The organism is Loigolactobacillus backii (assembly GCF_001663675.1).
GTDB classification, from domain to species: Bacteria; Bacillota; Bacilli; order Lactobacillales; family Lactobacillaceae; genus Loigolactobacillus; species Loigolactobacillus backii.
This window is the reverse complement of the sequence record NZ_CP014873.1, coordinates 882,010-906,626: the sequence shown is the minus strand read 5'-3', so window position 1 is coordinate 906,626 and position 24,617 is coordinate 882,010. Positions and strand designations below refer to the sequence as shown.

Sequence of the window (24,617 nt, the reverse complement as noted above, 5' to 3'; positions counted from 1 at the left end):
AAGCGGACATTTCCTGTCCGTTCATCCAAGTCAACCACCACGAAGATTTTTCAGAAAGAAGGAAATGCCCTATGTGTCATGATACTACAAAATTATTATTAGGAATAGCTGACGAGAACCTAAAAATTACTGACGGTGAAACTGGAGAAGACGGGGTTATTCGCTTAACTGGCCACTTGGATTACACGCCGAAGGCTTGTCCCAAGTGCGGGATTATCAATGATCAAAAGATTATTAACTACGGCTGGCGCAATACCACTATCAGATTCTCGAAGGTTCTGAGCAACACCGTCATCTTAGCCTTAAAGCGCCGCTATTTCCACTGTAAAGAATGTCACGGCAACTTTCTTGCACAAACATTGGCAGTTCCGAAACACTGTACAATTTCAAACACCAGCCGCAAAGAATGCCTAGAGAAGCTCGGTGAACCGGTCTCTTTGAAGCACATTGCCAATGAAGTATCGGCATCAGATTCATTTGTGGGCCGCCAGTTAATGCGCGCTGAACGAGACTTTCAAACCAATTGGCACTATTTACCAGAGATCATCTTAATGGATGAGGTGAAGAGTACCAAGAGCGCTACTGGTGCCATGAGCTTTGAGTTCATGAATGGCGAAACCCATGAATTAATCGACTTACTCCCTTATCGAACCATCAATAAACTAGAGAAGTATTTTTACCGCTTCGATCAAGCTGCCCGAGAAAACGTCAAAATTATTGTGACTGATATGAATTATACCTACCCCAAGCTTGTGCAGACCGTGTTCCCCAATGCCATGGTGGTCATGGACAAGTTTCATATTATCAACGCCCTAAATCGGGCGTTTAACAAAACCAGAATCAAGGTGATGAAGAAGTTTACCCCGTCTTCTCGCGAATTTCACGCCCTTAAGCGCTACTGGAAGCTGTTGTTAGTACCAACTGAACAGCTTAACTTTGAACAATTCAAAAAGTGGACTAATTTTCCTTACTGGATGGCTGCCACCGATGTTGTCCATCAGCTGTTATCGTTGGATTCAGAACTAGAACAAACTTATCAAGTCTTAAACAGCGTCCGGTCAGCTGTCCAACATCAAGATTGGCATAACTACAATGCGGCATTTTGGAATAACAAAACGTATTCTGAAGAAATGAAGAACACGATTAAAACACTTGAAAGCCATCATGATGAGATTCGTAACACCTTTACCACACACTATTCAAATGGTCCTTTGGAAGGTTCTAATAATAAAATCAAGGCGATCAAACGAGCCAGTTTTGGCTATCGCAGCTTCTGGAGGTTTAGAACTCGAGTACTATACGTTTTCAAAATCAAAACAAAAAGAGCCCTAATCACGAAGTGATTAGAACTCGAAATATGGATTCACCAACAACAGTTGACGAAGAGCCTGTATAACTTGGTTCACCCAGTGTGGGCTAACAAAAACCCGTGGCCCAGCCGTCTTTTGTGTGTCATCATGCTGAGCATAATATGTTTTAGCAGCATTAGCCGATGGTGCACTAATACCTAAAGCTGTAGCAAAAATACCGAATATTAATAAATAATGCCAGATTCTACCCTTTGTCTTCATATAAATTCCTCCTCAAAATAAATCATATGCTATCGCGAAATCGATTGCAATCAAATTTTGTGAACTTTTTATCTTTTATAATCAGCTTTTAATAAATCGTATACTAGTTCACAATCAAAATTGTATCTATCCTAAAATTAAGAACCTTGGTCCACAAAAAAATCCGCAACAACAATTAAGTTTGTTCGCGGATTTAAGATTAACTATTCTTAGTCATATTTTCTGTGGTTGGGACCAGCCAACTTTTGCAAGGGTGATCAACTCTTCAAAATGGCCAGATCAATCATGTTCAGTAAGCCATTTTTCGAGAATCTCGATATATTTATCGGTTTCTTCCACAAACGACATGTGGCGACTATGGGCAAACAACTCCCAGCGTGCTCCTGGAATTCCGTCATACATTGTCTTTGCAATGAGTGGCGTACACAAATCGTTAGTGCCACTAGTTACTAGAGTTGGTAGCTTGATATCCTTTAGCTGGGCAGTATAATCATAATTTTTCAACGTCCCCAGTGGATTATATTCGTTAGGGCCCCACGCTGTCACGTAGGATTCAGTTCCACTAACCTTTTTCCGCCGCAACGGTTCTGGTGAACTGGCCGTTGGAGTCGCCGCTGCATGTTGCACCATATAACGATCATTTGCCGCTAAGTAGGCCGGAGCCGTATAATCGTCAGTTGCTTCAGCATGCGCGATCGCTTCTTGATCCTCTTTTGATAAAAATTTAATCATTCGGTGCTGCTCTTGTGCCCAAAGTTTGGCCGATGGTAAAGTACTTGCTAGAATCATACTTTTGATACCCGTAGGCGCATAATCGCAAGTATAAATCAATTCCAGCATTCCACCCCAAGACTGGCCCAATAAATGAACCTGATCTAAATTAAGATATTTTCTTAAGGCAATCAACTCATTTACCCAGGTTTCCGATCGCCATAACGCAGGATTAGATGGAACAGCTGAAAGACCGCAACCTAATTGGTCGTACATAATTAATTGCCGGCCATCTACGGCCATTTTATCTAATATTTCAAAATAATTATGCGTTGAACCAGGGCCGCCATGAAGTAAAAGTAATGGCTTTTTGTTACCTTTTTGTTCACCAACTATTCGGTAATAAGTTTTATAACCCAAATACGGCATATAACCTTCTTTGATCTTCATTGATATCCGCCTCCATAATTCATTGTTATTAAACTCGTTAAAATAAAATTAATTGTAAAATTCTAAAGCTTACTTATTCTTTTGTTCTAACAATTTTTGACGCCTTCGGTAAGCATAGAACCACTTTGGTGAAAACTCATAGGCCACACTTATTCCTAAAGAAATCGCAATTGCAATCTTCAAAACTTGTACGCCTGTTTGTGCGGCCTTTACTGAATCACCAATAAAAAAATTATACGTAAAATTATAAATACCAATTCCTGGGACTAAACAAAAAATACCACAAATCAGAAAGATCGTTACTGGCGCGCGCAGAGCATAAGCGGCCTCGCGGGATAAAAAAGTTAGAACTAATGCAGACACAAACGTTGCGGTAACTGGAACGGTCCAATAATGCATAATAACTAGGTAGATAAACCAACCAAAGGCATCAATACCCCCGCAATAAAGATAATATCTTTTTGGCGATTCAAATAAAATGGCAAAAGACACTGTCCCTAAAAAACCAGCAATTAATTGAAGTAGAATAATTTGGCACCTCCCTAAAGTATATTAAACAACTGCAAAACGATACCAACACCAACTGAAATACAGAGTGAAGTCACCACTGCATCAATCATTTGGCCCCAGCCAGAACTATAATCTTCGTTAAACAAATAACGAATGCCATTTACCAGTGGCACTCCTGGAACTAACGAAATAATACCGCCAATTATTAAACTATTTAACCGTATAACAGGAAATAATTTAACGGCAATACAGGCTAAAATACTGACCAGCATACTGCTTGTAACATTGATAACAATTTTCGACATGTTGACTCGCGGTAAAATAAAAATACTGTACAAGGATAAAACAATCCCTAAAATCAGTGCTCCTAACGAATCCCAAATGGTTCCACCAAAGATATAACAGAAACTGGCACTTCCAAAGGCGTAAGCAACTATTTTTAATCTGGTCGAAGTAAAATTCTGCTTTTTAATTTCTTTCAGCTGAGCCATAGCCTCCTCAGCGGTCACTGTACCTTCAGACATTTGTCGTGATAATGTATTGATACCTTCAATTCGCCCTAACGAAATTGGTGAAATCGGAATAACCCGGACACGTGCTTGAACCATGCCATTATCACAGTAGGCCGTCATAAAAATGCCGTTTATTAAAACAAAACTATCAAACTCCTTTAATTTTAAAGAAACGGCCACATGCCGAATTGTCAGTTCAACTCGTTTAATCTCCGCACCATTTTTTAACAGTGACTCCCCGATATCATAAACTAAATCAAACCGTTCACGCTCATTCACTAGTTGCGCCTCCTGCTTACCAAGCTTGAAAAATTTTTATACCCTTTAACACTTTGCCCTAACTGCCACGGCCTCCTCCTTTTTATATTGATTAAAAATGCGCTTACATGCTTAGTGTACTATAAAACAATTTATTTTAAACCAAGGAATATTGGAAAAAGCGCTCAGGCACTATTCCGCAATTATGGTAAGTACAAAAGGCTGCTTTTTTCCAGCACGTTTGCGCCAAATTAGTCAGGTAAATACTAGTAAAGGTATTTTCCAAACACAATCTAAACCTATAAAAAAAGCGTGAAACCAAATCAGTTTCACACTTTTGCCTTAAATGGCATTAATTTGCTATTGGCGGGAATGTGTGGGAATCGAACCCACCTAAGAAGCTCTTAACTCCTCATACTGGTTTTGAAGACCAGAGGGAACACCAGAACCCATCCACTCCCACCAAACATATTACACAGAACCGAAATAGTTGTCAATATTCTTTTAAGCTACCTGAATTAATCTTTGCAGTCTATTTCTAAAAGCAAATAGTAATAAGCCAACTAAAATTGCAATAATCCCGAAAGTGCTAAAATAGGCAATTTCTGTTTCTGGTTGATAAAAACGGACAATTTGTGCATTGATTGATTGCGCCGCGGCATCGCCCAAAAACCAAACGCTCATCATTTGTGCTTGAAATGCCTTTGGTGCCAGTTTGGTGGTTAGCGACAAACCAACTGGTGAAATCAACATTTCACCAACTTCTACTAGTCCCCAACAAAGAATTAACCAAAACGGACTGACTTTGGCGGATGTACCGAATAATGCTACGGGAATAACCATAACCAAGAACGAAATCCCGGCAAAAACCATCCCGATAGCAAATTTGTTTGGTGAAGACGGTTGCCGTTTACCTAATTTAGTCCAAAGAAAGGCAAACATTGGGGTGTACATAATAACAAATAAGGCATTAACACTTTGAAGTTGACTAGGTTCAATGTGCATACCCAGTATATGTAAATCCGTTTGTGAAGAAGCAAATAATGCTAAAACAACTGAACCTTGCTCATAAATCGACCAAAAAACAATACTTGCAATGAACAGAAAGATATAAGCATAAATTCGCTTTCGTTCTGGGTCAGTTACCTTACTGCTTCTGATAATAACCGTAAAATAAACAATTGGTAAAACAACCCCTACAATTGTGATCAGTAAAATAATATTAGTGATCGAAAATTCACCAGTGATCCCCATAATACTTAAAATAATGGCTAGTGCAATTAGTCCCAAAACGATTCCCTTAATAACATTTTTGACACTGTCACTATTAAGCGGATCAGTGGGTTTTAAGCCATCATCGCTTAAATACTTACGACCATTGAAATAATACTGAAGCAATCCTACAAACATACCAATTGCAGCAATTGAAAAACCAAGATGATAATTATAACTTTGGCCTAACCAACCCACAATCCAAGGTGCAATCAACGCCCCAATATTAATGCCCATATAATAAATTGTGAAACCTGCATCACGCCGGGAATCTGTTTTACTATATAGACCACCAACCATGTCCGATACGTTAGGCTTTAATAACCCAGTACCCATAGTAATTAAAAGAATTGATAAAAGTAATCCAATCATTCCCATTGGGGTTGAAAGAACAATATGGCCAAACATAATCAGAATACCACCATAAAGCACCGTTCGCCGTGGTCCCAAAATTCGATCACTAACAAAACCACCAACAACGCTAGACATGAATACAAGGGCACCATAAATTGCCATAATCGATGCACCTAAAGTTGCATTAATTGCTAGACCACCATTTTGAATCTTATCCAACATATAAAAAAGTAAAATAGCACGCATACCATAATAACTAAATCTTTCCCATAATTCAGTGAAAAATAGGGTTGAAAGCCCTCTGGGATGGCCGAAAAATTGATGATCATATTTATCCATAATATCCCTCCAGTAATTTGAGTACAGAACAAATCCAAAAAGTACTTTATTAAACTTAAAAATGAAAATTATTGATTTATTTTAGTTATTTTCTCAAAACTGTTTTATAAGTTACTTGGATTTTGCTCGATAACGCTTAATGATATTAGTGAGCTAGGATGTGTTTGAAAATTATTTTACTAGTACTTTCCTGATCAAGTTTGTTTAAAAATGCTTGGAGAAGCGACCTTCTATACTTTTTCAACCATTTTATAGGCTACAAGTATATATCAAAATTAATTGAAACTTTTTCACATGTATCTTTATAAAAAAAGAGCGCTCATACTTATCAACGCAAGTAGTCACACTCTCCTAATTTAAAAATTATTGGTCGTTCTCTGGCAACATATGACGCATAATTCGTTCTCCAGTAGCACGACGAGCAAAATCAGTTGTATGGAAAACCGGTAAATTCAGTTTTGGTGCAATTCCCATAACGGTATTTGTACAATCAGTACAGTTACCAATTAATAAGGTCTCTGCTCCCATTTTACGTAAATTCAAAACTTTTTCAGCCTGTCCGGGGCAAATGCCTGGATTAATACATTTGGCAGTTCCCGTCTTAGGATTAACAACAGCATTTTTACACCATTGCACTCCGACAACATCGGCACCCATTTTACCAGCAATTTCTTTCATTCGTTCTGGTGTCGCACTGCAAGCGCAAGCTAATAAACCAACTTTTTCACCATTCAACTGTGGAAATGGAATAGTAGCAATAATTCCGCCAGTAGTTTTGGTAATTGGTTGATCTCGTTCAGTGTGTTTACCAGTGAAAGGACCGCCCATAATTAATTCGCCGTAATCGGCCATTTCGGGATACTGATCTAACAATGTCCCAACTGGTGTTCCAACTGGTACATCTTTATGAACAGAAACAATTTCGTTGTCGCCTTGTAGCCGGCCAGCAATGGTAATATCCTTAGTAATAACTGGTTGACGATCTTCAATTGCTTGTGCAACCCGAAAAACAGTTTCTAAATTAATAACAATCGCATTGGCCGCATATGGTAGCTCATCCGTCTTCAAAAGCTTATTAATATTAGAATCACGAATAATTGCTCTTTCTTCGCCTTCTGGATAACGGTTACGCAAGATCTCTAAGGAAATATCGTCATGTCCACGAATGGCTTCTTCTAAAAGAGCTACGGCATTAGTATGTTTACGTTTGATGGCGATCTGAACATCAGCAGCGTCAACAATTTCTTTTACGTATTCAATACCCCGAATAATCTTTTCAGCATCGGTCTGAATTCTAGAAATATTATGGCCTAAAATTGGCTCACATTCAGCGGCGTTAATTAACAAATGACCATTAGTAATTGGTTTTGCTAATTTAGCATACGTTGGAAAACCGGCACCACCAGCACCAACAATGCCGGCCAATTTAATTGCTTCTACATTAGAATCTGTTGCTTCTATTGGTACAAAATCTTTAGGCTGCTCATTGTCCGCATCAATTACAATAGCAGAATCAGTAATATCACTGACTTTGCCACTAACACTGGCATGCAGGTAAGCACCTAAACCTTCTGGAATTCCAATTAATTGTCCGCGTTTAACCACTTCACCGACTTTAATAGTTGGTTTTGCAGGTCCGCCAACATTTTGCTTTAATAACAAAGTGATTTGTTGCACTTCAATCATTCCCTTATGTTTTTTCACAAATGAAAAACACATAGCACAAGTTTATAATAGCAGAAATAAAAATGAATGTAACCCTTTTCCAAAAAAGAAACCACCCCTTCCCTATTAATCATAAATAATTTAAGGACTAATCTTTTTAAAAAAATCACTATCTTTGTGTGATTAAAACACAAAAAACTAGCACCAACTAGATCCAAACACGGGCCTAGTTGGTGCCGTTTCTTACGTATTTAAAATCTTTATTCGATTATATTTAGTAGGCCATCATTTCAATTCACATCGGATTAAAAGTTACTTTACCCACATTTTTCGAAATGATCAAAATAAGTGTACTTGCCATAAATTCTGTTTGCCTATTCTGTTTTTTCGAGATCATCAAGCTTACTACTCGAAAACCAGAGAATAAGACCCAAAACAATCACAATAAGTGCCAAAATACCGTAACCCTTTTGGAATTGACTGGGAACGTCCGTTTTAAGTAGCGCATAAACTTTAGGGTAAATTAAGGTTGCGAAAAAGACGGCAATTGGCCAAAAACCTAGTAAAACCCCCATTAACTTAGATGGTGCTAATTTTGTAATAAAGGAATTACCAACCGGCGAGAAGACCATTTCCCCCACTGACATTAAAATACTAATTAACACGATCCATAGTATCGAAGTACTTCCATGACCAACAATATCGGCCACTACCATAACAACGTAGGCGACACCAATGAAAATTATACCTAAGGACGTCTTTTTGAACATACTCAAATCACCTTGTGGCCGTCGTGACAACTTGGTCCACAATTTACCAATAATTGGACCTAAAGCAATGCAAGCTAATGCGTTCATTGAATCAAAATAAGAGGTTGGTACCTTAAAGCTACCAATTACCCAGTTAGCACGATTTAAGAAGGCGGCACCATCCCCGTAACCAAAATAGTAGTAAGTTGGCATATAGGCCAAATACCAGACCATCCAAAATACCACAGAGAATAACGTTACCAGAATAATTGCCATAACTCTCTTTTTATCGCCTGAAGTTAACGGCTTGTTCTTATTTGCTTCTTTAGTTGCCTGTTCTTCATCGCTAATTTTAAATTTACGCTGATCAACCTTAAATGGCTTTTTACCAGCATCACCCAGTGACTTTCCGTTAACCGTAAACCAAATAGCATCGGCAAAAAGCAATAACCCACAAATCAAGAAAACAAAATTAAAGCCGTATGAGGCAATTAATAACACAATAAATGTCGTTCCAATGAAGGAACCGACGTTTACAAACGAATATTGCACTGAAAAAGCTTCATTAAGATCCTTTTCATCGGTAAATAAAAGGCCATTAACGCCCGATAGATTACCCTTAAATAGACCTGTACCTACGGCCACTAGGATAATCATAATCCAAACCATTGGTATTGAATGTGCCTGCCATGTAACTAGATACCCGGCACCCATTAAAAACATGCCCAAAGTGACACAAATTCGCGGACTCAGCCAATAATCCGCAATATACCCGCCAATAACGGGGGCGATATACGTCATTGCAATGAAAGTTGCTGCCATTGAAGCCGCTTTTACATCACTAAGCCCCAATCCACCATTACCGACGGAAGTAGCAATCCAAATCGCCAGCATATACTTAACTGTATAAAAAGCGGCCCGTTCTAGTGTAAAGCCAATGGAACAGACATAAAAACCAAATGGTTTCTTTTTCTTTACCGGTGTATTCATAATTTTACCTTCTTTCAACCGAATCTATTTTTAACTACTAATCATGTTAATGTAAGCCCGCCTTCTAAAAAAATTAAGAACCATGTCCGAGTGCATATTACTGATCTTCGCCTCGAATAATAATATTTAAACCAGGTAAAAAATAATAATCTGCCAAATAGATAGTTTTTTCGATTCTACCTCCCAACTACTCTAATAAGTTTGCTGGCAGTCAAATTCTGATCACTTTTTCACTTACAAGAATAAAAATTTATTAAAAATCCACTTAATAATTTTACGTTTATCGTGGTAATTATAGCATCTTTAAAATTATTAATAGTTGTATTAAATTTAAATTAGTATTAATTAGTCCTATTTATCATTTTTTTAAAACAAACTATTTTATTGATTATACTGATATAGCAGTGCTTATAGAATTATTAATAAAAAATAATTCTATATTAATAAAGAAAATAAAAGCTTATTTCAAATTAGATCTAATTAAATACTGAATAGCAGCCACTTAAATAAGCGCTTTCATAAAAATATCAAAAAATTCATTTTTAAAGAAATGAATTAGCCTAATGTAAACAAAATTGTACATATATTTGTGAAATGATTCTAAACCGGTTTTAGTTGATGGAACTTTAGACTATACTTACTGTGAATTCAATTATATCTAAGGAAGTGAAACTTTTGAAAAACGAAACAAAGATTCAAACTTTTTTAGCAGAACAACATTTAGATGCCTTTTTTATTGCCAAAAGAGTGAATGTCCGTTTTGCGAGTGGTTGGACTGGTGATGACTCTTATATTTTGTTGACTCAAAAAAATCAATATTTCTTAACTGATCCCCGGTATACTGAACAAGCAAACCTTGAGATTCCAGACTATAACATTATTAACTGGCGTTTACCTGGAAAAACGGTTGGCGATACTGTTGCTCAACTGGTGCAGGAAAACAATCTTAAAACAATAGCATTTGAATCAGATTATCTGAATTTTGATATGTACGATGATTTCCGTGAAAAAAGTAACGTTGAATTAATTAAGGCTGGCGGTATTATTGATAAAATGCGTATCATTAAAACACCAGCAGAAATTCAAAATATGCGCATTGCCTGTGATATTTCTTGTCGTGCGTTCGAGCGTATTTTAAAGGATATCCATGTCGGTGTCACAGAAAAAGAATTGGCCGCAAAGCTTTCTTTATACATGGTCGAAGAAGGTGCCGATACTCAGCCTTACGGTAATATCTTAATTTCAGGCGCCCGCACCTCTTTACTTCACGGTATTCCCTCAAAAAAGGCCATTGAATACGGTGATTTTGTGTTAATGGATTATGGTTGTCAATATAATGGTTATTTATCTGATATGACGAGAACTGTTGTGGTTGGTAAAGCAACTGCAAAACAACGTGAAGTTTACGAGTACGAAAAACGCTCGTTAGAAGCCTGCGAAGAAATCATGCAGGCCGGTGTATCGGCTAAAGAATTCTATCCAAAATCATTGGAACCGCTTAAGGGAACGAATTACGCCGACTACACTTACGCTAATATTGGCCATAGTATTGGTTTATTTGTTCACGAATTGCCTTACCTTTCTACTCAGTTTAACGATATTCTGGAGGAAAATACAGTTATAACCATTGAACCAGGTATTTACTTACCTAACTGGGGTGGAATTCGCATCGAAGATCAAGTGCTTGTTAAAAAAGGTGGCTTTGAAAATATGATCAGTACCCCCCATGATCTAATTGAATTATAATTCTCGCTTTTTATTTTCAAAGGATTAACTTATTAAGATGTCGTTTTTAAAATAAAACCAACCTTAAGGAGTAATACTCATGACAAAAGATAAAAAGAATGTCAATTCAGATTGTACAGCAATACTAGTTGGAAAAAATGCCAGTATGGATGGTTCTACTATGATTGCACGTGATGAAGATGGCCATGATGGCGTTAAGCCAAAATTATTTGTCACTTACCCGGCAAAAGATCATAACGGTGAAACATTTATTTCAACTTATAATGGCGTTAAAGTTCCCTTAACTGAAAAAGGTTGCCGTTACACAGCAACTCCAAATGCCGATCAAAGTGAAGGTATTTGGGACGAACAGGGAATTAATGAATATAATGTTGGAATGAGCGCCACAGAAACTGAATTTACCAACCCGCGTGTCTTGGGCTATGATCCGTTAGTTGAAGATGGGATTGATGAAGATTCAATGGTTACCTTAGTGTTACCTTATATTAAGACAGCTCGTGAAGGTGTCGTTCGGCTGGGTGGCCTTATTGAAAAATACGGTACTGGGGAGACTAACGGTATTGCTTTTAATGATAAAAATGAGATTTGGTACTTCGAAACGGGTGGTGGCCATCAATGGGTTGCCCAACGTATTCCAGACGATGCGTACGCTGTTGCACCAAATATTATGTGTATCGAAGAAATCGATTTTAACAATCCAGACTTTTTTATGACCTCAAGCAATATCCAAACCTTTGTCGAAGTGAATCATTTAAATCCAAATCCACAAACCTTTAATTTTAGAAATATATTTGGGACAAAGGATGAGGCAGATGCGTACTATAACACGCCCCGCTCATGGTATGGCCAGAAATTATTTACACCAGACTTGGAGCAAGAACCAACTAGTCAAGATATTCCTTTTATTCAAAGAGCAAATCGTAAAATTGCAGTTGAAGATGTCGAATTCTTTTTGTCTTCACATTATAATGGCACCCCTTATGATCCCTTTGATACCTATGCCTCTGGAACAAAAGATGAACAGAAAAAATTCCGTTCAGTTGCGTTAGATCGTAATCACTGTTCCTGCATACTTCAAATCCGTAATCATGTGGCCGAGCAACTGGCCGCAGTACAATGGATTAATCTAGGTTTCTACTGCTATAGCCCGTTTGTTCCATTTTATACAAATGTCACCGATACCCCTAAAAATTATCAAGTTGCGGATAATAAAGTTTCGCTAAATAGTGCGTATTGGCTGTACAAGGCGTTGCAAGTAGTCGTTGAACCGCACTATCATCAATTTATTAACCAGGTTAATGATTATCGTGATACAAGCCAAAGTTATGTTTTAGGGCGTTTAAAAAAGATTGATGCTGATGCTGCTAAACTATCAAATGACAAAATCACAGGCTATCTGACAAAGGCTAATAATGATACTGCAGGAAATATTACAAATAAAACTGAGGAATTATTAAGTGATTTATTCAAACAATCGTTGTTATCTTCAAAGTATTTCTTTGATCGTGGTCAGAACTTATAACACCCTCACTACTAGGAATAAGGGCGTGGGACAAAAATCATTGTTGAGTTCACTGCGTAATGTAAGCTAATCTAATAACCGTACTATGATATTGGATTGGTGCACGTTCAAGAGTAATGTACAGAAAAAGGGCTCTTCGTCAACTGTTGTTGGTGAATCCATATTTCGAGTTCTAATCACTTCGTGATTAGGGCTCTTTTTGTTTTGATTTTGAAAACGTATAGTACTCGAGTTCTAAACCTCCAGAAGCTGCGATAGCCAAAACTGGCTCGTTTGATCGCCTTGATTTTATTATTAGAACCTTCCAAAGGACCATTTGAATAGTGTGTGGTAAAGGTGTTACGAATCTCATCATGATGGCTTTCAAGTGTTTTAATCGTGTTCTTCATTTCTTCAGAATACGTTTTGTTATTCCAAAATGCCGCATTGTAGTTATGCCAATCTTGATGTTGGACAGCTGACCGGACGCTGTTTAAGACTTGATAAGTTTGTTCTAGTTCTGAATCCAACGATAACAGCTGATGGACAACATCGGTGGCAGCCATCCAGTAAGGAAAATTAGTCCACTTTTTGAATTGTTCAAAGTTAAGCTGTTCAGTTGGTACTAACAACAGCTTCCAGTAGCGCTTAAGGGCGTGAAATTCGCGAGAAGACGGGGTAAACTTCTTCATCACCTTGATTCTGGTTTTGTTAAACGCCCGATTTAGGGCGTTGATAATATGAAACTTGTCCATGACCACCATGGCATTGGGGAACACGGTCTGCACAAGCTTGGGGTAGGTATAATTCATATCAGTCACAATAATTTTGACGTTTTCTCGGGCAGCTTGATCGAAGCGGTAAAAATACTTCTCTAGTTTATTGATGGTTCGATAAGGGAGTAAGTCGATTAATTCATGGGTTTCGCCATTCATGAACTCAAAGCTCATGGCACCAGTAGCGCTCTTGGTACTCTTCACCTCATCCATTAAGATGATCTCTGGTAAATAGTGCCAATTGGTTTGAAAGTCTCGTTCAGCGCGCATTAACTGGCGGCCCACAAATGAATCTGATGCCGATACTTCATTGGCAATGTGCTTCAAAGAGACCGGTTCACCGAGCTTCTCTAGGCATTCTTTGCGGCTGGTGTTTGAAATTGTACAGTGTTTCGGAACTGCCAATGTTTGTGCAAGAAAGTTGCCGTGACATTCTTTACAGTGGAAATAGCGGCGCTTTAAGGCTAAGATGACGGTGTTGCTCAGAACCTTCGAGAATCTGATAGTGGTATTGCGCCAGCCGTAGTTAATAATCTTTTGATCATTGATAATCCCGCACTTGGGACAAGCCTTCGGCGTGTAATCCAAGTGGCCAGTTAAGCGAATAACCCCGTCTTCTCCAGTTTCACCGTCAGTAATTTTTAGGTTCTCGTCAGCTATTCCTAATAATAATTTTGTAGTATCATGACACATAGGGCATTTCCTTCTTTCTGAAAAATCTTCGTGGTGGTTGACTTGGATGAACGGACAGGAAATGTCCGCTTTTTTATTCTAGCCATAAATAAAAAATCTGTCATCAGTAATAGATGAAAATCTATTACCAACAACAGATATTGTAGAACCAGAAAAAGCGGCTAGGACCTTTGTCCTAGCCGCTTTTTCTGTACAAATTATGTTCTGCCAAGTAAAAACCATGGTACTTTTTAAGCCTGTTAACTAGATAAAATTTGCATTAATGAGAAGGATTAATAATTCCATTAATATAAACTGATATTCATTCTATTATTACCCGGTAAACTTTAATCTAATGGTGCGCGCTACAAATAGCACTTTATCTATTTTACAATCATTGATCATCAGTTAAGTGCTAATTCAGCTAAATTCTGGCGCAACATTCCAAGTTCAATTTGACCTGGAGCAGAGGCGGCGCCAACCGTTCCAAACGTCAATGCCGAACCAAATACTTCCCCACTAATTCGGCTAATTTTACCAAGATCGCCCATTGCCATCGTAATCAATGGAATTGTTAATTGGCGATGTGCCACCTCTGTTGCCGTCAACAGTACTGAAACGTCTGCGGCGGATTGCGGCATTACGGCTATCTTGGCAACGTCGGCCTTCAATTTGGCCATCCGAGTTAACCGACTGATAATTTCGGTTTTAGTCGGTGTTTGCTGAAAATCATGATTGCTCATAATAATCGCAATGTTTGAAGCATGTGCGGCAGTAATTAAATCACTAACAATTTCTGAGGGTAAAAACAACTCAACATCTAGTGCATCAGTTAGCTGATTATTAATAATCTGTTGATAAACGGCAACATAGTTATCTGTACTAAGTGGCATTTCACCACCTTCTTTTTGCGTACGGAAAGTTGTCAGCAGTGGAATTTCACCAAGTAGTTTATTTAATTGAATCGCCGTTTCTCGGTAATTTTCAAAATCAAGAATGTCCTGATAATAATCCAGCCGCCATTCAATTAAATCCGGCCTAGCAGCAACAATCTTTTTAGCTTGTTCCAAAATAGTTGATCGATCCTTACCCGTGATTGGTACGGCAATCTTTGGTCGGCCACTACCCAACACCACTTGTTTTAATTTAACCGTTGTAACTGTCAATGAAGATCAATTCCCTTCTTAACCTGAATAAAATAGGCCCACTGAAAATGCCGGTAACGTACCTACAACTGCGAAAACTGCTAACAAAACTAAGGACTAGTGATGATAACTAACAATTCTTCATCAAACTTACTACACTTGATGCTATTTACTGGCGTCTGCAAAAAGCAGTTCATGAATATAATCCACCGGCATATCCTCGCCAGTCCAAAGTTTGAATGCTTGGGCGCCCTGCTCAAGCATCATACCCAAACCATTAAACACGTGTTTAACTCCGGCCTTTTTTGCAATCTGCATTAACTTAGTTTCTCGTGGCGCGTAAACTGTATCAAAAACGATCATATCCTGTCGGAAAAAGCTAGGGTCTGTGATTAAACTCTGATCTTGTAGTGGTTTCATACCAACACCAGTTGCATCACAATAAATAGCAGAAGCAGCAATTTCAGAACGGTACTTATCTTGTTCATCTAGTGAGTGTAAAGTTGCCTTACACTTAGTTTGGGCATTAATGGTCGCAACGTTCTTTTTCGCTTGTTCCCAGTGAGCATCTTTTAAATTAAAAATTGAAATTTCTTTAACCCCATCAAGAGCTGCCTGAATTGCAATTGCCGTACCTGCGCCACCAGCCCCGGCCAAGGTCATTTTTTTACCCCGAATATCCAAATTTTCATCATCTAAGGACTGCATGAAACCAGTGCCGTCAGTTGTGTAGCCAGTTAAAACGCCATTATCGTTAACAATTGTGTTAACCGCGCCCACCATTTCTGCCGCAGGGTCCAATTTATCCAATAGAGGAATAACTTTTTGCTTGTTTGGCATTGAAATATTTGAACCACGCATGCCTAATGTCCGAATAGCATCAATCGCACCTGGTAACTCTTTATTTGTAACGTCAAACGCAAGGTAAGCGTAATTTAACCCTAACTTTGCAAAAGCATTATTGTGCATTGTCGGTGACATTGAATGGCGAATGGGATAGGCCATTAATCCAATCAAAATAGTGTGTCCATCAAGTCTTTCTACCATAATAAAAATCCCTCTTTCATAGTTCATTTTACAATATATTGAGCTAGCTTTAGTCAAATATTTACTTGTTACATAGTTCACTTATAATGATAGTGCTTTCAATTGATGAAATAAATAATGTTAATTTGATTAAATAATAGAATGTATCTATTATTTAGTTTAGAGGTGATCATTATGAATTTACGCCATTTAATCTTTTTCCGGGAATTAGCACACACTCAATACATGGCGAAAGCCGCCGAAAATCTAAATATTTCACAACCCTCATTAAGTTACGCCATCAGTCATTTGGAACAAGAATTAGGGGCGCCGTTATTTGAAAAAGATGGTCGTAATATTAAGCTAACTTCTTTTGGCAAGATTTATTTAGAATTTGTTCAACGAGGCCTAACCGAATTAGACCATGGTCAAGCCCTGATTGGTCAACTTTTAAATGTAAATGAAGGCCACATCCACTTAGGATTCACCTATACGCTTGGCCAACGCTTAGTTCCTGAATTAGTAACCGAATTTCAAAAGGATCAGGCCAACCAACAAATCACTTTTTCTTTTGCACAAGGCAATACTGTGCAGTTATTAACTGATCTGTTGGATGAACAATATGATTTTGTTCTATCTTCCTACGTTGCCGCTATCGGCGATCAAAACTTGCGCAATAAATTAACTTTCACCCCAATTGTCCAGCAAGAGATTGTTTTGGCGGTTCCTAACGATCATCCTCTGGCTAGCCGCACCACTGTCTCTCTAAATGAAATTCAAAATTACCCCCTAATTTATTTTTCTAAGAATAGTGGCTTACGATCCCTGTTAGATAATTTGCTGAAAACGGCGAACGTTAAACCGAATATTCGTTGCGAAATTGAGGAAGATCACACGATAATCGGCTTTGTTCAGTATGGTTACGGAATTGCTTTAGTTCCGAATTTGCCACAATTAGATCACTCGTTAGTTCATATTGTGCACATTAAAGAAAGTAGCGCCACTCACCAAATTTACTTAGTTTTAAAAAATAATCATTTTTCTCCACCATCTTCTTCACGTTTTCAAAATTTTGTCGAAAACTACTGCCAGAAAAATTTTACCGCTAAAAAGCGGCTAATTTAGAAATCTTGGGTTATTAATGGTCTAAGTTATGATTTGATTTTTCTACTATTTTAATTTTTTGGTAATCTTGTAGCCAGTAGCTAATAAAGGTGCGTCCTAAACAATGAATGAACATCCTAAATTTTCCAATACCATGTCGGCTCATGAATTTCTAGAACACTATTGGTACAAAACAGAATTACAGACCATTTGCCGGCAAAATAAACTGCCAACATTTGGTACTAAGGCCGAATTGACCAGCTACCTAGTGGCGTTTTTAAATGGTGTCCCCCTGAGTAAAATAAAAATAGCACGTAAAGTCACTAGACAAAAATCGTTAAAAGCTTGCGAAATTACTCCCAAAACTAGGCTGCTTGATTCAGGTTTCTCATTAAATAATGAAGCAAGACAATTTTTTTCTAATTATTTTCACACCGCTCAATTTTCCTTTAAAAAAGTCATGGCAATTAAACTCCGTGAAGTCCAACGAACAAAAGATGTGACTGCGGATGTTGCCGATCTAATTAACCTTTATTTAGATGTCCAGAATCACAAAAAAAGCTTTAATAACGCCGAGGAAGGTACTTATCAATGGAATAATTTTGGCAAAGATTTTTGTAAGGATCCACAGTCCGCTAATTATTCAAATAAACTTAAAGTCGCGGCAATTCTATGGCAGAAGGTTAAACTAGGTCGCGGTACCAAGCAATATAAGCCAATTTTAATTCACCGTTATAGTACCGCAATTCAAAACTATCTGTTACCCAGTAAATAAATACTAGAATTCAAACAATCTACGCTTAGTCAAACGCTTTGTCTCTAGTGCCTGACTAAGCGTAGGAAAAGTGGGGGACAAAAGGAGGCTAGGATTTTTGTCCCAGCCTCTTATTGCTTTTCTGATTCGATTACTATGATAATTAACAGTTGTTTAAAAAAACAATTTCAATACCTTTCAATCGCTCATTTCAAAATTAAACCGTTTTTTACTTAACTTGACTGGCGCTACTGCCAGCAACATAACCTGAGGCAATCCCCCACGTATTCATCATGCTTGGCATTGAATCGTGGCCGTTAGCTCCGCCGACTACCTCCCCGGCACCATATAAATGGGCAACTGGCCGTTCGTGACTATCTTCCAAGGCCATATCAGTTGCTTGTGCCATATAGCCGCCTAAGGTTGTGGCAAACCGCGCACGTTGCTCAATAATATAATACGTGTCACCATCAAGGCCGTGCAGATATTGTGCATCACGATCAAATTCAGGATCCTGTTTGGCCTGAGCGTAACCATCATATTTTTTAACGGTTGATGCTAACATGTCCGCATCAATCCCGGCAAGTTCGGCCGCCTTTTCCAATGTTCCTTTTACTAAAATTGGGCTTTTAGCACCATTATTGTTGAAATAACCCTGAATTTCTTCAGCAGTAAAATCGTGTAGAATCAATAAATTATAAAATTCCCGCCAAGTACGTGCGTCCATCACTAAGAAGGCAATTTGATCTGGTTGCTTCAAAATAGCGTCGCGGAACGTAACGTAGACGTCAGATTCATTTACAATCCGTTTACCATTTTTATTGACGTAAATTGCACCCATATCCGTTGCCTTTTTTGAAGCATACGTTGTTAATTTAGCAATTCCAGGCTCGACTTCCAAGCCATGTGGGTAGACTTTGTACCAATCCAAATCGTGTGCCTTTAAATCCATTGATTTCATAAACTGATATGCGTCACCGGTAGAGGTCATCGGCCCGTAATAATCGATTTGCTTACTCTTACTACTGCGCATCGCTGTATTGGCACCGTACCCACCAGAAGCTAGGACGACAGAAGTTGCCTTCACGTTAATTGTTGCGTGCTGTCCCTCCGCAACAAAACCAGTTAATTGACCCTTATCTTTTAGTAAATTCTCAACGCGCGTATCCAATAAAATTTGGCCACCTTTGGCCGCAAACGCCTTAGCTACTTTTTTAATGAGCTCATAACTACTGGCACTAGGTAATTCAATTTGACGCTCAACGGAGTGCTCAGGCGTTTGCGTTTGTGCTGCTTGATAGTTCAAGTTGGCAAACTGGCTAATAAAATCGATGGCCCGACCAATATTATCGGTCATTAAATGGGTTAATTCTGGATAATTCGTATGTGCACACTCCCGGGAAACATCATCAAATAGGCGCTGTGGTGAGTCCTGTTTAGCTTTGGCACCGAAAATTCTTTAGCTAACCTTTGAGCCCGTCCCAGTGACATTAGACCCATTTAAAATCGTTGCGCCACCTAAGTAGCCATTCTTTTCAACTAAAATAACTTTCTTCCCTAAACTTAACGCACGGCACGCAGCTACTAAACCAGCTTCACCACCACCGATTACCGCAACGTCCGCGGTTAAGTCAATCGTTTCGTGGGGAATTTTTACTTGTGGCTTTGTGGTAATCTGGATTCCATCAGTAGCAACTGCTGCCTGGGCCGAATCGAGAATTGCCTTCGTCATAACTGTTGCGCCACTAATTGTATCAACCGCAAAACTTTGTTGCTTAAGAATATTAGCCTTTAGCTTATCAAAAGCCTGGTTAAAAATACCCGGTGTTTCTGAATGTTTAATAACTTTAACATCATCAATTTGATTATCGGCAACATCAACTTCAAACGTAATCATACCGTTATGACCCTTTGCTTGTGCTTCAATTTTATCAACTGTTTTCAAATTAATAGCCTCCTAAGCAATCTTTTTAAAATTTAAACCTGATGTCAATTTGATTTCACCAGCACGCGTTACAAAAATCGCCGCAACGTTGGGCGTTTGTTTAACCAATTGTTGCCCAGCAGTAATTCCGGCGAAAAAGGCGACCGTTGCCAGCACTTCACCCTGAATAGAACTAGGAGAAAAAATAGTGACTTGGGCAACATCGTTTTCTACAGGATAACCAGTTCGCGGACTAATAATATGATGATAGAATTTATCCCTAACTTTAAAATTTCGTTCGCCAATTCCCGACGTCACTGCAGAACAGGCCGGCAATTGAACTTTGCCAAGAATTTCGCCGCGCGTTTTTTTTGGATCCTGAATACCAATTTGCCAGTCACTATTCTTTGCTAACTGATTGTGCCCTAAAGTAACCACGTTGCCACCTAAATCGATAATGGCATCCTTGATTCCCCAACGTTTAAGTTGAAACGCGATTTGATCGGCAAAGTAGCCTTTGGCAATCGCACCTAAATCTATGGCCATTCCTGGATATTTCAGATACACTTGCAACTGACTTTCATTTAATTCAATTCCCGTAATCGCCACTGCTTTTAATTTTTGCCTTATTTCCGTAGCACTTGGCACTCGTTGCCCGGAAAATCCAATATCCCAGAGCTTAACTAGTGGACCAATAGCTACGTTAAAACTGTTTGGAAATTTTTTTGAATACATCACTGCACGCTTGATTAAATCAAAAACGGCGGGACTAACACTAACTGGCCTAATCCCAGCACTTTGATTAATTCGCATTATTTCAGAGTTATCATTATTCGCCGAAAACTTTTTCTCAGCATCAACCAAATATTGGTAGACTGTTGTGACAACTTGCGGCCGATTCTGAAATAACGTGAGTGAAATGATTGTTCCCATTAATGAAAATTGTGAAATGAACTTTTTACTAGCTATTGTTAGTCACCTCGGACCATTCAAAAATCACATTGTTACCTTATTCACATTAAATGATAGCCGTTCAAACTGATTAAATAAATAATAATAATTAGTTTAATCAATAAATATTATCTATGAATAAATTTCACTAACTTGCTTGGTCAACAATAAGAGGCCAAGACAAAAGTCCTGGCCTCTTATTGTTTCCGAACTTTGCTCTAGAACGTTCCTGTTATGAGGTGCAGGCACGTATTATTCCCTAACCTTAAATGAAATGGTATTTTAGATTTCTTAATAGTACAACTAAAATTATTGCAACACCAATTAGTGTGACACCAACGTCGATCTGAAAAACTCGGAGCACACTAACGGCCGTGTCGTTAATAATAAAGCTTGATACAAACGGACCAACAAAATAGGTTAGCGCCGTTGCAAAACTATAGTAGCCAGTCACCTTTCCCTTTTTCAGTGGAAAGTACTGGGTCAATACGGTTAATCCTAGCTGCCAGATTCCGCCAGCGGCAAAAAAGCCGATAACAATACTGGTTATTCTAATCATCAAAAGGCTAGGCGCACTAACCAAAAGGATTAAGAACAATAAAGAAATCGCAGAATAAATCGTAACTAAATACATTGGTCGTATTTTAGTAACTAGCACTGAGGTTATAAATACTGAGCATAGTGAAGAAATTGCGTACCAAGAGATTAATCCTTTTGCGGTACCAGCACTGAGTCCCAAAACAGTGCTCCCAAAATTTGGCAGATACTGTGAATAGACGTAAAAGGTAAATGAAATCGTAAACCCAAGAATAATTAACGCCATACCATCAATTGCCATTTTTGGTCGATTATTGGTTTGCTTTGTTGCTGCCGCTGCAATCTTTTGCTTTGTTGCTGCCGGTTTTGTAGTCTGCGCGGCAAATGTACTACTGGCTATTAAAATAATATCTACAGCAATAATAATTGCCATCAAAATTAGCGTAATTTTAGCATCAGGTGCCACAGCAACAATAAATGGTAGCACAAACTGTGCTAGTGACATTGCTGCTTTAACTAACGAATTCATGCTCGCGGCTCGAGATTCAAAAGCATCCGTTAATGCTGGATAGCTAGAAGCATCATCAAAAGAATTTGTCACGCCGAGGAACAAGGCAAAAATTGCCGCCATAATCATACTGGTACTTAGGGCCAAGCCAATTAAAAATATAATAGTAGCGACCATCCCGACAATCATCGTTGGTTTACGCCCAATTCGATCAGATAAATCGCCAGCAAACAGTACCGTAATTAGACGACCAATTCCAATCATTGAAATAACTGTCGAAATTCCCGCTAAGTTTGTGTTCCACATTTTTTGAAAATTCGAACTATATTGAGAAATAATAATCGTTGCCATCCCTAAAATGGCATAGTTGATGTATATTCCGGATGCTAATGGTATAAATTGCTTTTTCTTCATTTTTAACAACCTCAATCTAGAGAGTGTATGCGTCAAACTTGTTTACTTAGCACTAACTACTTGTTGCTTACTTCGTTTAACAAATAACGCGAGGCAGATTCCAATTACTGTGATCACTACATTTAATAAAATAATCAAACGTGGCGCGTTGCCACTGAATGAACCTGTAATGAATGCCGCCAATGATAAGACAGCATAGTTAGCAATACTTGACGCGATCATCACTAACGATGTCGCAGTTCCCTTATTAAGTGGGAAGAAATTAATCGTCGTTGAAGTAGCTAATTGAAGAACACCACCAGCGGCCGAATAACCAATTACAAAACTACCAATGTACAAAATAATCGGTTGTTGAATAAAGTAACACAATAATAACATGACAACGGCAATACTTGGGTAAAGAACCAAGATAGTTGTTTCTTTAATTCCCATATGAATAAATTGGGCCGTTGCCAAAACTGCAACAGCAGCCCCGGCAGCATAGAAAGATTGAAGAACACTTGGATCTTTAATTCCATAACTGCTTCCTAATTCTTGATTACAGTTCAGCCAGAGCATAAAAGTTGTCGAGCTTGTGAAACCAATTAGAATCGCTGCTATAGAAGCGGGCGTGAAATGCATATGTTTTTTCTCAGCTGGCTTAGCTTCCTTCTTATCCGTAACGACTTTGTTTTGAACTGGAAAAGGTAAGGTCATTACTAAAACAGCATCAATTAACATGGCAATTCCGCAAATCACAAAGATGGTGTGGTAGGAAAAATTGGCCATTGTGACCCAACCGATAAAGAAAGGAAGTAAAAATTGGGCAATTACAATGGAAAATTTAGTAAATAAGTTTGCAATTGATGCTGATTTCGGAAACATTTCCATTAAGCTTGGTGAAACACAAGTATCTAAAAACGAGTTAGCGATCCCATTTAGAATCCCAATTGCGTAAGCAAACCAGAAGTTTTGCACGATCGTGATTCCAAAAAAGAACAGTGCGTAAAGTAAAACCCCAATTAACCCGCTAACCCGGCGACCGAATTTATCCGATACCGGACCAGAAAATGGGTAAGCAATCAAGCGACCAAGTCCAAAAGCAGCCACCACGGATACGACCATACTAACGTCGACCATTCCCGAAGATAAGGTTTGTGCGCCCCAGGCTTTGGCAAATTCACTTTTATACTGACTGAGAATTGATGAGGCAATCCCCAACATCGCGTAAGCAAAATAAAGCGCAAAGGCAGTGGGAAGAAACTTCTTTGTATTATTTTCCATAATCACTACTCCTTACTGAAAAACAGAGCCTTAACTTCATCAACAGGCATTTCCTGCCCCGTATAAAGTTGAAAAGCCGCTGCGCCTTGCCAAATGAGCATTCCCCGGCCACCAATTACAGTTGCACCCTGTTTTTCAGCATCTTGAAGCATTTTTGTTTTATCAGGACTATAAACTGTATCAGTCACTACTAATCCGGGTCGAAAAACACTTGGATCCTCAATGTTAGTTGTTGCAATATTCGGAGTCATCCCAACTTTAGTTGCGTTCCCAAAAATATCACTATTAGCAATCATTTGGTACAAGTTGGCCTTATCTTGAATGTCATTGACCGTTACTTGGCAATTAGGAACACTCTTCATAATCTTAGCGGCTGTCTTTTCAGCATTTTGGAAGAAAACATCTTTTGGATTAAAAATGTTAATCTGCTTAGCGCCATCTAATGCAACCTGAACGGCAATTGCGGTTCCGGCCCCACCGGCACCAATCAACGTAATGACTTTATCCTTAACGTCAACACCATTATGCTTTAGATTTTGAACATAGCCAGCACCATCTGTATTATAGCCAGTCAAAATGCCGTTATCATTGACGATTGTATTGACGGCACCAACCAATTTAGCGGCCGGTGACAATTTATCGACCAATTCGGCCGCTTTTTGTTTACAGGGCATTGTCACGTTAGCTCCCCGCATACCAAAAAGCCGCATGGAATCAAGTGCTGTTGCCATTTCTTCTGCTTTAATATCAAAAGCCAAGTAAGCATAATTAATTTTCTTATCGGCAAAACTATAATTATACATTGCTGGTGAACCAGAATGTTTCACTGGTGTCCCAAACAATCCCAATAATACTGTACGTCCATCAATTCTTTTTTCCATAAAAATCACCCGTTATTAAATAAAATTCAGGTAG

General features: G+C 38.5%; 19 protein-coding genes, 1 tRNA gene and 1 pseudogene. 5 read left to right on the top strand and 16 right to left on the bottom strand.

From position 1 onward, the window contains the following. The first annotated feature begins 71 nt into the window (after nt 1–71). The gene (locus AYR53_RS03805; protein WP_068279055.1) at nt 72–1,343 is read left to right on the top strand and encodes an ISL3 family transposase; all 1,272 of its coding nucleotides are present in this window, start codon (nt 72–74) and stop codon (nt 1,341–1,343) included. On the opposite strand, the gene AYR53_RS03800 is transcribed toward AYR53_RS03805, so the two are convergent. From AYR53_RS03800 to AYR53_RS03770, 8 genes are all read right to left on the bottom strand, one after another. Next, entirely contained in the window at nt 1,344–1,571 is a 228-nt protein-coding gene (locus tag AYR53_RS03800; protein ID WP_068279240.1) for a hypothetical protein, read from the bottom strand. It lies immediately after the preceding gene. 279 nt (nt 1,572–1,850) lie between these two features. Then, entirely contained in the window at nt 1,851–2,732 is an 882-nt protein-coding gene (gene pepI / locus AYR53_RS03795) for a proline iminopeptidase (RefSeq protein WP_068279243.1), read from the bottom strand. A 69-nt stretch (nt 2,733–2,801) separates the two neighbouring features. Further along, on the bottom strand, nt 2,802–3,245 hold the full coding sequence (locus tag AYR53_RS03790) for a threonine/serine exporter family protein (protein WP_271290861.1): 444 nt from the start codon (nt 3,243–3,245) through the stop codon (nt 2,802–2,804). Between the two features lie 29 nt (nt 3,246–3,274). After that, the gene (locus AYR53_RS03785) at nt 3,275–4,033 is read right to left on the bottom strand and encodes a threonine/serine exporter family protein (RefSeq protein WP_068279249.1); all 759 of its coding nucleotides are present in this window, start codon (nt 4,031–4,033) and stop codon (nt 3,275–3,277) included. Nucleotides 4,034–4,376: 343 nt separating this feature from the next. Further along, a tRNA-Sec gene (locus tag AYR53_RS13500) sits at nt 4,377–4,473 on the bottom strand. A gap of 43 nt (nt 4,474–4,516) precedes the next feature. Continuing rightward, the gene (locus tag AYR53_RS03780; protein ID WP_068279253.1) at nt 4,517–5,977 is read right to left on the bottom strand and encodes a peptide MFS transporter; all 1,461 of its coding nucleotides are present in this window, start codon (nt 5,975–5,977) and stop codon (nt 4,517–4,519) included. 363 nt (nt 5,978–6,340) lie between these two features. After that, nucleotides 6,341–7,681, bottom strand: a complete 1,341-nt coding sequence (prdC, locus tag AYR53_RS03775) for a proline reductase-associated electron transfer protein PrdC (protein ID WP_239691369.1) — start codon at nt 7,679–7,681, stop codon at nt 6,341–6,343. 335 nt (nt 7,682–8,016) lie between these two features. Further along, entirely contained in the window at nt 8,017–9,381 is a 1,365-nt protein-coding gene (locus tag AYR53_RS03770) for a peptide MFS transporter (protein ID WP_068279256.1), read from the bottom strand. Between the two features lie 675 nt (nt 9,382–10,056). On the opposite strand from AYR53_RS03770, the gene AYR53_RS03765 reads away from it, so the two are divergent. Further along, nucleotides 10,057–11,127, top strand: a complete 1,071-nt coding sequence (locus AYR53_RS03765) for a M24 family metallopeptidase (protein WP_068279259.1) — start codon at nt 10,057–10,059, stop codon at nt 11,125–11,127. A 79-nt stretch (nt 11,128–11,206) separates the two neighbouring features. Beyond that, nucleotides 11,207–12,649: a C69 family dipeptidase gene (locus AYR53_RS03760; protein WP_068279262.1), complete on the top strand. Its 1,443-nt coding sequence runs from the start codon at nt 11,207–11,209 to the stop codon at nt 12,647–12,649. A gap of 176 nt (nt 12,650–12,825) precedes the next feature. Here the strand turns inward: AYR53_RS03760 and AYR53_RS03755 are convergent, their stop codons facing one another. The 3 genes from AYR53_RS03755 to AYR53_RS03745 form a co-directional block, all read right to left on the bottom strand. Then, nucleotides 12,826–14,097, bottom strand: coding sequence for an ISL3 family transposase (locus tag AYR53_RS03755; protein ID WP_068279055.1), 1,272 nt, complete (start codon nt 14,095–14,097; stop codon nt 12,826–12,828). 383 nt (nt 14,098–14,480) lie between these two features. Further along, on the bottom strand, nt 14,481–15,242 hold the full coding sequence (gene aroD / locus AYR53_RS03750; protein ID WP_068279265.1) for a type I 3-dehydroquinate dehydratase: 762 nt from the start codon (nt 15,240–15,242) through the stop codon (nt 14,481–14,483). Between the two features lie 144 nt (nt 15,243–15,386). Next, on the bottom strand, nt 15,387–16,268 hold the full coding sequence (locus tag AYR53_RS03745; protein ID WP_068279268.1) for a shikimate dehydrogenase: 882 nt from the start codon (nt 16,266–16,268) through the stop codon (nt 15,387–15,389). Between the two features lie 174 nt (nt 16,269–16,442). Here AYR53_RS03745 and AYR53_RS03740 point away from each other — a divergent pair, with 174 nt between their 5' ends. Then, nucleotides 16,443–17,372, top strand: a complete 930-nt coding sequence (locus AYR53_RS03740; protein WP_068279271.1) for a LysR family transcriptional regulator — start codon at nt 16,443–16,445, stop codon at nt 17,370–17,372. A gap of 103 nt (nt 17,373–17,475) precedes the next feature. Beyond that, nucleotides 17,476–18,126 carry an SAP domain-containing protein gene (locus tag AYR53_RS03735; RefSeq protein ID WP_068279275.1) on the top strand — a complete coding sequence of 217 codons (651 nt, stop codon included), beginning with the start codon at nt 17,476–17,478 and terminating at the stop codon, nt 18,124–18,126. A gap of 208 nt (nt 18,127–18,334) precedes the next feature. On the opposite strand, the pseudogene AYR53_RS03730 reads toward AYR53_RS03735, so the two are convergent. The 5 genes and pseudogenes from AYR53_RS03730 to aroE form a co-directional block, all read right to left on the bottom strand. After that, a pseudogene (locus tag AYR53_RS03730) lies at nt 18,335–20,002 on the bottom strand (FAD-dependent oxidoreductase). A 60-nt stretch (nt 20,003–20,062) separates the two neighbouring features. After that, on the bottom strand, nt 20,063–20,962 hold the full coding sequence (locus tag AYR53_RS03725) for an FAD:protein FMN transferase (RefSeq protein ID WP_068279279.1): 900 nt from the start codon (nt 20,960–20,962) through the stop codon (nt 20,063–20,065). Between the two features lie 283 nt (nt 20,963–21,245). Continuing rightward, nucleotides 21,246–22,439 carry an MFS transporter gene (locus AYR53_RS03720; RefSeq protein WP_068279282.1) on the bottom strand — a complete coding sequence of 398 codons (1,194 nt, stop codon included), beginning with the start codon at nt 22,437–22,439 and terminating at the stop codon, nt 21,246–21,248. 42 nt (nt 22,440–22,481) lie between these two features. Next, nucleotides 22,482–23,702 carry an MFS transporter gene (locus tag AYR53_RS03715; RefSeq protein WP_068279285.1) on the bottom strand — a complete coding sequence of 407 codons (1,221 nt, stop codon included), beginning with the start codon at nt 23,700–23,702 and terminating at the stop codon, nt 22,482–22,484. A 5-nt stretch (nt 23,703–23,707) separates the two neighbouring features. After that, nucleotides 23,708–24,583 carry a shikimate dehydrogenase gene (gene aroE / locus AYR53_RS03710; protein ID WP_068279289.1) on the bottom strand — a complete coding sequence of 292 codons (876 nt, stop codon included), beginning with the start codon at nt 24,581–24,583 and terminating at the stop codon, nt 23,708–23,710. Nucleotides 24,584–24,617: the final 34 nt, after the last annotated feature.

Excerpts from the sequence above, each read along its gene's own strand:
- AYR53_RS03760 (WP_068279262.1), top strand. The coding sequence starts at position 11,207 with ATGACAAAAGATAAAAAGAATGTCAATTCAGATTGTACAGCAATACTA.
- pepI (WP_068279243.1), bottom strand. The coding sequence starts at position 2,732 with ATGAAGATCAAAGAAGGTTATATGCCGTATTTGGGTTATAAAACTTAT.
- AYR53_RS03780 (WP_068279253.1), bottom strand. The coding sequence starts at position 5,977 with ATGGATAAATATGATCATCAATTTTTCGGCCATCCCAGAGGGCTTTCA.
- AYR53_RS03725 (WP_068279279.1), bottom strand. The coding sequence starts at position 20,962 with ATGGGAACAATCATTTCACTCACGTTATTTCAGAATCGGCCGCAAGTT.
- AYR53_RS03755 (WP_068279055.1), bottom strand. The coding sequence starts at position 14,097 with ATGTGTCATGATACTACAAAATTATTATTAGGAATAGCTGACGAGAAC.
- AYR53_RS03740 (WP_068279271.1), top strand. The coding sequence starts at position 16,443 with ATGAATTTACGCCATTTAATCTTTTTCCGGGAATTAGCACACACTCAA.
- AYR53_RS03745 (WP_068279268.1), bottom strand. The coding sequence starts at position 16,268 with ATGGTAGAAAGACTTGATGGACACACTATTTTGATTGGATTAATGGCC.
- AYR53_RS03735 (WP_068279275.1), top strand. The coding sequence starts at position 17,476 with ATGAATGAACATCCTAAATTTTCCAATACCATGTCGGCTCATGAATTT.
- AYR53_RS03805 (WP_068279055.1), top strand. The coding sequence starts at position 72 with ATGTGTCATGATACTACAAAATTATTATTAGGAATAGCTGACGAGAAC.
- AYR53_RS03715 (WP_068279285.1), bottom strand. The coding sequence starts at position 23,702 with ATGGAAAATAATACAAAGAAGTTTCTTCCCACTGCCTTTGCGCTTTAT.
- AYR53_RS03800 (WP_068279240.1), bottom strand. The coding sequence starts at position 1,571 with ATGAAGACAAAGGGTAGAATCTGGCATTATTTATTAATATTCGGTATT.
- AYR53_RS03770 (WP_068279256.1), bottom strand. The coding sequence starts at position 9,381 with ATGAATACACCGGTAAAGAAAAAGAAACCATTTGGTTTTTATGTCTGT.
- aroE (WP_068279289.1), bottom strand. The coding sequence starts at position 24,583 with ATGGAAAAAAGAATTGATGGACGTACAGTATTATTGGGATTGTTTGGG.
- AYR53_RS03720 (WP_068279282.1), bottom strand. The coding sequence starts at position 22,439 with ATGAAGAAAAAGCAATTTATACCATTAGCATCCGGAATATACATCAAC.